This is a genomic window from Frondihabitans sp. VKM Ac-2883 (assembly GCF_015350875.1).
Taxonomy (GTDB): Bacteria; Actinomycetota; Actinomycetes; order Actinomycetales; family Microbacteriaceae; genus Frondihabitans.
In genome coordinates this window covers 1-10,121 of record NZ_JADKSF010000017.1, presented here as the reverse complement: position 1 = coordinate 10,121, position 10,121 = coordinate 1, and the positions used below count along the sequence as shown (strand labels likewise).

The window sequence follows — 10,121 nt, the reverse complement described above, 5'->3', positions numbered from 1 at the left end:
TTGAGACGAGAACATCCGTAACGCGCGCGCCAACGGGAAACTGGTCAGGCTGTTCGGCAGGCAGCGGTGAGTAGGGCTCATGCTGACCTGAAGACGCGTGCTTGTTGACGCGGAGGCACGAATGTGGGCGGGTGTTGGTCTGATTAGAAGAAGTCGGGTTCGCTGGGCTCGTTCTGGTAAACGGACATGAGCATCGCGGCGGCCATGCGGGCGGATCGTGCGGGGCCGGCGTGGTGATGAATACCCGGTTCGGCGCGGGCGCCTTAATGAGGATTGTGAGGGCTTGAGAGACGTAGACGGGGAGCTCGGCTCCCAGGCACAGAGCGGCCATGTGGCGTTCTACTTCGGTGAAATGTTCGACGGCGAGGTCGGCGATGCCCTGGTCCTCCCGGCCGAGCTCGGCGTAAGCGTTGACGAAACAGCAGCCTCGCCAGGTGGTGTCGACGAAGCATTCTTCGAGACACGTGAACACGGCGAGGATCTCGTCCCTCGGGTCCTCGATTTTCTGCCCGTTGCGTTCAAGACGTCGAACCCACCCCTGGTGCTTGTACGCAAGAACGGCGACGAGGAGCTCCCGCTTGGTGGGGAACACGTCTTGGACGGCTGCAACGTCCAGGCCAGCGCGGGTAGCGACGTCAGTGAAGGTGACAGTGGCGATGCTGTGCTCGGTAAATAAGCTGTCGGCTGCCCGTAGCAGCTCATGTTGCTCGGCGGGGGCCACGCGGTTGATGAGCGTTGTCGTCATCGGCTGATCGCCAGGCTCGCAATGACGGCGAGAAGGATCACTAAGGTGATCGGTAAGGAAGCAGTCATGCTCGATTCCACGATGCGGCATTGACTCGTATCTGATGCGCGATCGCGGTTCTCTTGCCAAAGGGCAGGCACATTCATGCGTTGATTGCGTGTTTCTCGAGGCGGTCCTTCGCTCCTGCGAGGGTGGGGTAGTCGCCGAGGTAGCGTCCGAATTTGTCGCGAGTGTAGAAATGGCCGCCCTGCGGGTCCACGCTGCCGGCGAAAGCGCCCCTGTTATTGGCCACCCAAGCTTTGCCGTCATTGAACGTCCACCCGAACGATCGGGTGAAGGTGGAACGGGCTGGGAGCAGGAGAGTCATCTCGTGTTGCGGCTTTCGGGTATGGGTAGGGCCGGGGCGGGCGGTTAGGACTGCAGCGACCTAGTGATGAGGTCGAGAAGTTCCTCGTGAGTGAGGCCCACCAGGTCGGTGGTGTTGGGGTGGTCGATCATGAGGCGACCGCGACTGCCTCAGGGGCGGCAAAGAAGTCGGCATAGCAGACGTCGTCTCGGCGCTGCGGAGTGACGGCGAGATGTGTGGTAGGTGCAAGGGGGACCGCGCTGCTCCGGTTTCGTTTCGGGTATGCGCCGATTCGGGCAGCCGGGACATCTGGGTAGGAGATGTACAGGCTCATCGTCCCAGCCCAATCATGAGGGCGACCGCGGTGACGCTGCTGGCTCCGAGAGCGATCACGGCAGATGCCGCGCTCACGTGGCTAGTGATGAGGTGCCGGCCACCAGTGGGAACGGTCGTAAAGGTGGTGCGTTTGCGGCGCGTGCTTGTGGTTCCGGCGGGGACAAGGAAGCCGTCGCCCCGGTGGGCGGCAGTGCGCAGCGGGTTCGTCGATGTTGGGGTGGAGGTCATGGTTGTCATGATCGGATCCTTTGTGAAAACCCGTTCCGGGGCTTCGGCTCGCCGGGGCAATTCCCTCCGACGAACCCGACGTTAGGGCCCTCCGGGCGGGCCCCTTACGGGTTTCCCGGGATCCGGCCTGAAATCCGCGCTTATCGGACGTGCAGACTACGCAAACCGCATTCGTGCCCCTCAATCGCCGTAGGCACGGGGCATGCGACCCAAGAAATGGCACGCTCCCGGCGTCGTCGAGTTGTTGCACGACGGTTCGGGGGACCGAATCGGGCCCGTTCAGAGGTGGTCACGTAGGGTCGGGTCAACCTAGTTTCCTTGCACACCCCAGTTTGGTTTATGACCTCTGCTGCCCTTCTCACGTCGGTCGTTGCGACCAGCGATGTTCAGCGCGCCGCTGTGAATGCCGCTGACGAGTTGTTCACCCTGCACGGCATCACCCCAGTGACCCTTCCCGAGATCGCCGCCCATGCCCAGGTAGATGCGACCATCCTGCGCCGGGCATACCCGGAAAAACGGGACCTCGTTGTCGCGGTCCTGGCATTCAAGCATCAGCAATGGTTCGCCGAGATGGACCGCATCGGGCGCACTCACGATGACCCGCGCGACGAAATCCTGGCCGTCTTCACCTATCTTGAGGAATGCTTCACGGAACCTTCCTGGCGCGGATGCGTGTTTATCACCGGCTATGGCGACGTCAGCCGGCAAGAGCCCGACATTGCACATCTCGCCGGGCAACACCTCGATGCGGTCGAACAACACATCGGCGTCCTGTGCGCTCGTGCTGGCATCCCATCCCACATCGCTGAAACGCTGAACCTCCTGATCCAGGGCGCGCAGACGGAGTCAGCAATCCATCACACGGTCCAGCCCGCCCGCGCCGCACGTAGTGGAGCCGCGATGCTGATGTCGATCTACCAGAGCGAGCACTCGCCCCTCGACTTCTTCTAGGGCCGGGCGGCACGGCCACCAGCCGGGGGCGCACTCGCGCAGACCGGACGCCGGGGACTTCCCAATTCATGGATTTCTCTGCCATATTCGACCAGTTGTGACTGACGAAATTCCGCCGCGCATCCGCGAGAAAGCCGAGACCACCGATATTGGTGAAGCTCGCTCCTCGCTGTCCGACGTCTACGCTGGTATTTCCTGGTCTGCCGACGAAACCGACAAAGACTTCTGCTATCGGTACGCTGCTGCCGGGGACGCATCCATGACGGTCCGCGCGATCAAATTCGATGGACACCTTGAAGGCGAAATGCCCGCCGGGGACGACTTCGTCGTCGCGCACATCCTCCGCGGAACCGGGATCCTCGACGTCGGAAATGAGCAGGTTTCCCTCCAGCCGGGCAGGCCTCAACTGTGGCCGGTAGAAGCGTTCCAGTTTGACTTCCGCGACTACGACCAACGCCTCATTCAAGTGAACCGGCACGCCGTCGAGAACGTCCTCGCCGAACGAGGCCTGTCTACGGACGGGGTTCGCTTCGACCACAGGGTCGAACCCACCGATATCGCTCGGCGTCAATGGCAGCAGACCGTCAACCTCATTGCGAAAACGGTCCTGGAGCCCGGGGTCAGCTCCGTGCTTCAGGCCGAGATGGGCCGCATTGCCGCCGTGTCCCTACTCGAGATGTACCCGGTCGAAACGTCAGCTCTACCTCCTGGGTTGCTGATACCGCGGAACGCCCACGTGCGAACTGCCGTCGAATACATCCACGAACACCCCCACCTCCCCATCACAACCACCGACCTCGCCCGAATCGCGAATGTCAGCCTCCGCACCTTGCAAGAGACTTTCCAACGACTCCTCGGGATGACACCCAATGCGTATCTGCGGCAAGTGCGGCTCGATCGCATCCACCACAAGCTTCTCGCCGCAGAGCCTGCCGGCACGGTCATCGCCGATGTCGCCCGCACTTGGGGGTTCAATCATCCCGGCCGCTTCGCCGCCGCCTACACAGCCCGGTTCGGCTGCTATCCCCGCGACACTCTCGGACACACCGCACCCGCATCTAGACGCTAGGCATCCTGGCCGACGGACCATTGCAAGTCACCAGACAGATTCATTGGAGTCCCCGCGTCCGTCGCTCAGCAAATCAATGAGGAGCCCCCTTTGGGCTATTCTCGGCGAAGCTGGCTCGATGGCGTTCCGGGTTGTTTCTGCCGTGGTTAGCGTCCTCTAATTTCGAGCGCGAGGGAAAAGTTCAGGAACGTGCGGAGAAGGAGCGAGAGGTCGCTACGGTCTTACGACAATGATTTCAAGTGCGCGCGGTGGCCTTGTCGCTCTGGAAATCTATGATGCCTTCGGCGCTCCAGTGAATATTCCGATCGTGACGTCGGCGTTTCGCGAGCTTGTGGTCCGGGTGGGCGTTCTTCGGGAACGCACTATTCACGAGGACCTCAGCGAAGGTGTGCTCATGGAGTGCGGTCATCTGCTGAGCATGAGCCATCTTGTTAGCGCCAATCTCGGAGTGTGCGTTCCGCCCGTTCAAAAAATCATGCGGGCCCAATTGAGCGTCACGACGTCCTGGCTCGAGGCCACCCAGTCAGGCTAAGAAGCTTCGTCGATGCCATGCCTGGGCGTGTCGGCGAGCTAAGCCGCATTTACGACGAGCTTCCGGAGGGCGATGAGGCTGTCCCGGAGGCGTGTTTTCATTGTGCCAAGAGGGACACCAGCTCGCACCGCTGCCTCCGTGTTCGTCAGCCCCTGAAAGTACGTCAGCTCTAACGCTTCTCGCTGATGTGGGGTGAGTTGGCCCATAGCGGCGCGAACGCGCTGGTGCTCCAGTTGCACTTCGACGGTCCCGGCAACGTCATCGACTGGTTCTTCGAAATTTCGAATACCCACGGTCAGGTCTCGGTCCCGGCTCGACTGGGACGAACGAACACGATCGATGGCCCTTCGGTGAGCCATGGTCAACGCCCACGATGCCGCCTTTCCTCTCGTCGGGTCGAACCGTGACGCGGTCTGCCATATCTCGAGGAACACATCCTGAGTCACTTCTTCTGACTGTGCGCGGTCGACCAGCACTCGCTTGATGAGACCGAACACACGGCCGCAGATCCGGTCGTAGAACACGGCGAAAGCGTCGTGATTCCCCTCCGCAACCAAAGCAAGGAGGTCTTCGTCTGTTCGTGGTGCGTCGGGCGGTGGGGCAGGGGCGAGCGTCATCGGGTTGTCCTTGAGTGCCGCAGGCTCGGCACGATGTACTGCGCCGGTCGGGTCCGGAGCAGATGACTGCATGTTATGCGTTCGCATACAACCACGCGCCCCCAGAACAGGGGTAGACCGGCCCGCCCGAAGACCCTCGTTCGACGTGTACCCCACTTGAAGGAGCTTTTCGCTAAGGCCGCCTACTGTCCCCGTCATCGGTGACCTGAGGACCAGGTCGCCCTGACTCGAGGAGCACATCCGCGTGAAGGCACTTATCTACCACGGCCCGAAAAACGTCAGCGTTGACGAGGTCGAGGACGCCAAGATCGAACACCCCGACGACATCCTAGTCAAGGTGACCGCCACGAACATCTGCGGATCTGACTTGCACATGTACGAGGGCCGCACCGACTACGAGGAGGGCCGTGCGTTCGGCCACGAGAACCTCGGCGAGATCGTCGAGGTCGGTGCCGGCGTTTCGAAGCTGTCCATCGGCGAACGTGTCGTACTGCCGTTCAACGTCGCGTGCGGGCACTGCAAGAACTGCGAGAAAGGCATGACGAGCTACTGCCTCACCATGCAGCCCGAACCCGCCTACGCGGGCGCCGCTTTTGGATTCGCCGACATGGGCCCGTACCAGGGCGGCCAGGCCGAGTTGCTGCGGGTCCCATTCGGTGACTTCAACGCTCTTCGCTTGGGGGAGGACTCGGTCGAGAAGGAGAACGACTACGTCATGCTCTCCGACATCTTCCCCACCGGCTGGCACTGCGCCGAACTGGCGCAGGTCTTTCCCGGCGACACCGTTGTCATCTACGGAGCCGGCCCGGTCGGTCTCATGGCGGCTCTCAGCTGCTCGATCAAGGGCGCCGCCCGCATCTTCGTCGTCGACCACGTCGCCGACCGGCTGAAGCTAGCCGAATCTATCGGCGCGATCGCCGTCGACGACTCGAGGGTCGACCCGGTCCAGTACGTCCTCGACCAAACCCTCGGACTTGGAGCCGACGCTGGCCTCGAATGCGTGGGGTTCCAGGGCACCGGCACCGGCGGCAAAGAGAAGCCGAACCTGATCATGAACCGGCTCATCGCCTCGGTTCGCTTCACAGGGCACATCGGCGTCGTCGGCGTCTACGTGCCAGAGGACCCGAACGCGCAGGACGAGCTGGCGAAGAAGGGCCAGTTCGCTCTCGACTGGGGAATGCTGTGGTTCAAAGGCATCTCGATCGGCACTGGCCAGGCTCCCGTGAAGAAGTACAACCGGCAGCTGCGCGACCTCATCACCGCTGGCAAGGCGGAGCCGTCGTTCATCGTCAGCCACAACCTGCCCCTGGCCGAAGCTCCCGACGCCTACAGGCACTTCGACGCGCGCGACGACGGCTGGACGAAGGTTGTGCTGCACCCATGACGAAGGCCGACCACGAGGACACCCGCCACGAGTTCGGTCAGGCAGTGAACATGACCGCCTCCGAGATTGAGAAGTGGCTCGGCACCGACGAGTCGAAGGGGGTCGGCCAGAAGACCGATGGCCACGAATCGGTTGGGCACGAGAGCGGCCGCCACATCATCAGGATCCTGCACAGGAAGCAGGCTGACTTGACCGATGGCGACTATGCGCACATGCGTAAGGTGATCGGCTACGTCGCTCGCCATTCGAAGCAACGCCCAGGCGGTGACGTCAGCGAGACTCCTTGGAGGTACTCATTGATGAATTGGGGCAATGACCCACAGAAGAAGTACCGGTGAAGCCGGCAAACCGAAGGAGCACCTCATGAAAGCAGTCGTCTGGCATGGAGTCGGCGACATCCGCCTCGACTCGGTCGCGGATCCCACGATCCAGGAGCCTGCAGACGCGATCGTCGAAATCACTCGCAGCGCCATCTGCGGCACCGACCTGCACTTCATCCGCGGCACCATGGCTGGCATGAACGAGGGCACGATCCTGGGCCACGAGGCTGTCGGCGTCGTACGTGAGGTCGGTTCGGCGGTGCGCGGCTTTACGGCGGGCGACCGGGTGATTATCAACTCGACCATCTCGTGTGGTGTCTGCCGGTACTGCCGGGTCGGTCAGACGGCCCAGTGCGATTCCGCGAACCCGAACGGCCCCTTAGCCGGCACGAGTTTCTTCGGCGGTCCCGCCGGCACCGGCCCGGTGAACGGGCTGCAGGCCGACTACGCCCGGGTGCCGTTCGCACAGAACACCCTCACGCCGATCCCCGACAGTGTTACCGACGACCAGGCGATCCTGCTCTCGGACATCTTCCCCACGTCATGGTTCGGCGCCCAGCTCGCCGGCATCCGCCGCGGTGACACCGTCGCCGTTTACGGCGCCGGTATCGTCGGCCAGCTAGCTGTCGCCTCCGCCTTCCGACAGGGCGCATCACGCGTCTTCGCAGTCGACGGGATCGAGACGCGTCTCGCGGTCGCTCTCGGCCAGCACGCCGAGGTGGTCGACTTCAACGCCGAGGATCCCGTGGAGGCCATCATGGACGCCACACGCGGCATGGGCGTCGACGCGGTCATCGACGCGGTCGGCGTGGACGCGCAGAGTCCGAAGTCAGGTCCGGCCGCGAAGGCCGCCGCTGAACAATCGGACGAGTTTGCGCGCGAGGTGGCGCAGGTGGCGCCCGAGCAAAACGCCGACGGCGACAACTGGATCCCCGGCGACGCACCGTCGCAGGCCGCGCAGTGGGCCGTCCAATCCGTTGCCAAATACGGGCGCATCGGCATCATCGGCGTCTATTCGCCCGACATGGCGAGCTACCCGCTCGGCGCGGCCATGAACAAGAACCTCACCATCCGCATGGGCAACTGCGACCACCACTCCGTCACGCCGCCGCTAGTCGACCTTGTCTCCACTGGGCTGTTCGACCCGACAGCGTTCATCACGCAGGAGACTGGCATGACTTCGGCAATCGATGCTTACAAGAGCTTCGACCGCCGTGAAGAGGGTTGGCTGAAGACGGTCCTTGATGTGCGAGTGGCCAACTGACCGGACAGGGCAGGGCCGTCTTAGGCGTCGCCACGCAGGTGCTTCCTACTTCAGCAATGAGACTGCGCGGGCGATGACAAGTCCCAGGAGGATGAAACCCGTGGCCGATTCCAGGGCCATGAGCGCCTTGGCGCGGATTGATAGCGGCATCGTGTCGGTCGGGCTGAAGGCCATCGAGTTGGTCAGGGAGAAGTAGAAGTAGTCGAAGTACGAGGCGACCCACCCGGTCTTTTCCGACGACCGGGTTGCGACCTCCTTGACGGCATCGGCGTCCTCGTCTTGCGGAAACCGGAAGTCGGCATCGGGCATGCTGTTCCGGTCGGCGTGACGTCTCGTCACCGGTCCGCCGCGGTCAAGTTCCCAGTAGACGAGGGCGTAGGCGATGATGCCGGTCAACCACACCTGGAGCGCTGCCAGGAGCAGGCGCGGCCCGTCCTCGGACGACGACGTCACCAGCTGCGTAACGAGCTGGGCGAAGGCGACGAGGTTCGCCGCGACGAGAAGGAACGCGATCCCGCTGGAGACGTATTTCGACCACCGCGTCTCACGATGCATCCGAGCCGGGTTAAGGGCGACCAGGGGGATCATGGCGACGACTCCGACGGCGACGACGCCGAAGCGTAACGGGGGCCAGAACGTGCTGGGAAGGGTCGCGTACAGCGCCAATGCGACAAGGAGGGCAATAACAGCCGGTAGGCGGTGCTCAGAGCGCTCGCTCTGAGGGGAACCCGTCATCGTGAGCGGCCAGCGTATGCGGACGCGAGGTCGTCGAGCCTGCCTACGGTCTTTTTCATGAGGCCTCTCCGAAGCGTTATCCGGTGACATCGGGGTGGTCCTCGCCGTGCTCGTAGGCGTAGGCGCGTGCCTCGGCTCGCAGACTGACGAATTCGGCCGCGGCGTCGGGATGCCGCGACGACAGGCCAGGCACGTACTCGAGCACGTCGAGGACGAGCTTGTACCGGTCAATGTCATTGAGCATGGCCATATCGAAGGGCGTCGTCGTCGTGTCCTTCTCCTGAAAGCCGCGCACGTGGATGTTGTCGTGCCCGTGGCGCCGGTAGGTGAGCTGGTGCACGAGCGACGGATAGCCGTGGAAGTCGAACACCACGGGCCGGTCAGTCGTGAACAGCGCGTCGAATTGGTCGTCCGTGAACCCGTGGGGGTGCTCACGCTGGTCTTGCAGCTTCATCAGGTCGACCACGTTCACCACACGGACGGCCACCTCGGGGAAGCTCCTCCGGATGATGTCGGCGGCCGCGACGGTCTCGAGGGTCGGGACGTCGCCGGCGCAGGCGAGGATCACGTCGGGGAGGGGATCGTCGCGATCCGCTGAGCCGGGAGTTCCTGCCCAATCCCAGATGCCGGCACCGAGCCGCACGTGCTCCTCGGCTTCGTCGATGCTGAGCCACGCCGGCTGCTCCTGCTTGCCGGTGACGACGACCTGCACGGTGTCGACGTCGCGCAGCCCCTTGTCCATGACGGCGAGGAGCGTGTTGGTGTCGGGTGCGAGCGAGATCCTGACCACGTGGGCCTGCTTGTTAACGACCACGTCGAGAAATCCCGGATCCTGGTGCGAGAAGCCGTTGTGGTCCTGGCACCAGACGTGCGACGACAGCAGGTACACGAACGGCGAGATGGGGCGGCGCCACTCGATGTCCGCTAGCGAATAGCCGAGCTCGCCGCCCTCGTTGATCGATCCCGGCACGTTCGGCGCATCGTGCGAGGGGATACCGCCGGGGAATGAGAACTGACGGAATAGCCTCTGCATCCCGGCCTTGTCGCGCGTCACGTCGGGCACCAGCTCGGAGTACGTGCCACCGAGCCAGGCGTTTGCGACCATCGCCGGGCCGCCGTGCCCCGGGCCGCACACGTAGATCATCTGCCGGCCATCGCGGACGCGCACCCGATTCAGGTGCGCGTAGACGAAGTTCAATGCCGGCGAGGTGCCCCAGTGGCCCAGGAGCCTCGGCTTGATGCGCTCCGGAGCGAGAGGTTCCTGCAACAGCGGGTCGTCCATCAAATAGATCTGACTGACGGTCAGGTAGTTGGCAGCGCGCCACCAAGCGTCAACAGTTTCCACTGCAGAGGTCGTAGTCATGCGTCTACTCTGCCCCCGCACCTGTGAAGCCGACCATGACTCATCACCTTCGCTCAACGAGGTGAGGCAATAAGAAGCCGAGCAAGAACGCCTAGGTGGAACGCATAGCGTCAGTTCTCGTGCATCCCCAACCGGCTTCGAGGGCAGCGAGCCGATTCCTGGGGATGTGACTCAAGACTGGCGGAATGGGGGTACTGCCAGTCGCTCTTGTAAGTCGGTGAGGCGTCTTAC

At 63.2% G+C, this 10,121-nt stretch carries 11 protein-coding genes; 6 read left to right on the top strand and 5 right to left on the bottom strand.

Features of this window, described 5'->3' with window-relative positions; genetic code table 11:
- The coding region (locus tag ITJ49_RS17355; protein WP_194606795.1) for a TetR/AcrR family transcriptional regulator at window positions 1-745 on the bottom strand (745 nt) is incomplete at its 3' end.
- Window positions 746-1,421: 676 nt separating this feature from the next.
- Complete coding sequence (locus ITJ49_RS17350; protein WP_194606794.1) at window positions 1,422-1,664, bottom strand: hypothetical protein; 243 nt, start codon at window positions 1,662-1,664, stop codon at window positions 1,422-1,424.
- Between the two features lie 330 nt (window positions 1,665-1,994).
- On the opposite strand from ITJ49_RS17350, the gene ITJ49_RS17345 reads away from it, so the two are divergent.
- The 3 genes from ITJ49_RS17345 (at window position 1,995) to ITJ49_RS17335 (ending at window position 4,207) form a co-directional block, all read left to right on the top strand.
- On the top strand, window positions 1,995-2,606 hold the full coding sequence (locus ITJ49_RS17345; RefSeq protein WP_194606793.1) for a TetR/AcrR family transcriptional regulator: 612 nt from the start codon (window positions 1,995-1,997) through the stop codon (window positions 2,604-2,606).
- Window positions 2,607-2,703: 97 nt separating this feature from the next.
- On the top strand, window positions 2,704-3,675 hold the full coding sequence (locus tag ITJ49_RS18355; protein ID WP_194606792.1) for a helix-turn-helix transcriptional regulator: 972 nt from the start codon (window positions 2,704-2,706) through the stop codon (window positions 3,673-3,675).
- Window positions 3,676-3,904: 229 nt separating this feature from the next.
- Window positions 3,905-4,207 (top strand): hypothetical protein, encoded by a 303-nt coding sequence (locus ITJ49_RS17335; RefSeq protein ID WP_194606791.1) that lies wholly within the window; start codon window positions 3,905-3,907, stop codon window positions 4,205-4,207.
- Between the two features lie 38 nt (window positions 4,208-4,245).
- Here ITJ49_RS17335 and sigK read toward each other — a convergent pair whose 3' ends face one another.
- Complete coding sequence (gene sigK / locus ITJ49_RS17330; protein WP_194606790.1) at window positions 4,246-4,824, bottom strand: ECF RNA polymerase sigma factor SigK; 579 nt, start codon at window positions 4,822-4,824, stop codon at window positions 4,246-4,248.
- A gap of 244 nt (window positions 4,825-5,068) precedes the next feature.
- Here sigK and ITJ49_RS18350 point away from each other — a divergent pair, with 244 nt between their 5' ends.
- From ITJ49_RS18350 to ITJ49_RS17315, 3 genes are read left to right on the top strand one after another with little or no spacing between them, the layout of a single operon-like run.
- The gene (locus ITJ49_RS18350; protein WP_194606789.1) at window positions 5,069-6,208 is read left to right on the top strand and encodes a glutathione-independent formaldehyde dehydrogenase; all 1,140 of its coding nucleotides are present in this window, start codon (window positions 5,069-5,071) and stop codon (window positions 6,206-6,208) included.
- Entirely contained in the window at window positions 6,205-6,546 is a 342-nt protein-coding gene (locus ITJ49_RS17320; protein ID WP_194606788.1) for a DUF3140 domain-containing protein, read from the top strand. Before ITJ49_RS18350 ends, ITJ49_RS17320 begins: the two co-directional genes overlap by 4 nt.
- A 25-nt stretch (window positions 6,547-6,571) precedes the next feature.
- The gene (locus tag ITJ49_RS17315; protein WP_194606787.1) at window positions 6,572-7,792 is read left to right on the top strand and encodes an alcohol dehydrogenase catalytic domain-containing protein; all 1,221 of its coding nucleotides are present in this window, start codon (window positions 6,572-6,574) and stop codon (window positions 7,790-7,792) included.
- A gap of 45 nt (window positions 7,793-7,837) precedes the next feature.
- On the opposite strand, the gene ITJ49_RS17310 is transcribed toward ITJ49_RS17315, so the two are convergent.
- A complete protein-coding gene (locus tag ITJ49_RS17310) occupies window positions 7,838-8,527 on the bottom strand; it encodes a DUF1345 domain-containing protein (RefSeq protein WP_194606786.1) in 690 nt (229 codons plus the stop codon).
- Window positions 8,528-8,603: 76 nt separating this feature from the next.
- Window positions 8,604-9,890, bottom strand: coding sequence for a hypothetical protein (locus ITJ49_RS17305; RefSeq protein ID WP_194606785.1), 1,287 nt, complete (start codon window positions 9,888-9,890; stop codon window positions 8,604-8,606).
- Between the last annotated feature and the right edge of the window lie 231 nt (window positions 9,891-10,121).